The organism is Pseudomonas sp. 43(2021), assembly GCF_017490805.1.
Lineage (GTDB): Bacteria > Pseudomonadota > Gammaproteobacteria > Pseudomonadales > Pseudomonadaceae > Aquipseudomonas.
The window spans coordinates 1-488 of sequence record NZ_JAFGYJ010000360.1 but is presented as its reverse complement, the minus strand read 5'-3'; the positions used below and the strand labels follow the sequence as shown (position 1 = coordinate 488).

1 protein-coding gene is annotated in these 488 nt (G+C 60.9%); it reads right to left on the bottom strand.

Annotation, left to right across the window (positions count from 1 at the left end; all coding sequences use genetic code 11):
- A partial coding sequence (locus tag J5M71_RS27640; protein ID WP_207838743.1) for a hypothetical protein occupies positions 1-417 on the bottom strand: 417 nt, incomplete at its 3' end.
- Positions 418-488 lie beyond the last annotated feature (71 nt).

Here is a 488-nt window from a genome sequence, read left to right as displayed (position 1 = left end):
ATGATAGTCACCGAACCCCCACCTCGAAACCGACTTGCGCTGCCAGATATCCTGCAGCTTTGCGCTGAACCGCTCGCGAGCCAGCCGTTGCTCTGCGGTTTGCGGTGCGCCCTGCGATGAATCCGTGCGGGTCGACAATCCTTGCGCACTCCAGATCGCCAACTCATTGCGCAGTGTTGCCAATTCTGTCTCCAGGCGAGCCAAGACCCTGGCTGGGTCCGACTTCAGACGGTCGGAAATGAACATGGCCAGTTCTTGTTCGGCAAGCTGCGGATAAAGATCACGGACACGCTCTTCAACGGATTTTGTCAACGTCGGGTTGACATCGCCGCCGCCTCGCAGCCCCGCTTGTACGTATTGGGCGCTGGCCGGAACAGCCGTTACCTGCACCGGTGCAAACTCCAGCAATTCGCTCACGCGTTGGCGCGACGGCAATGGCTGTGCACGTACCAGCTGCCGCAGAGCCGCACCACCGCCCTGCGCTACAC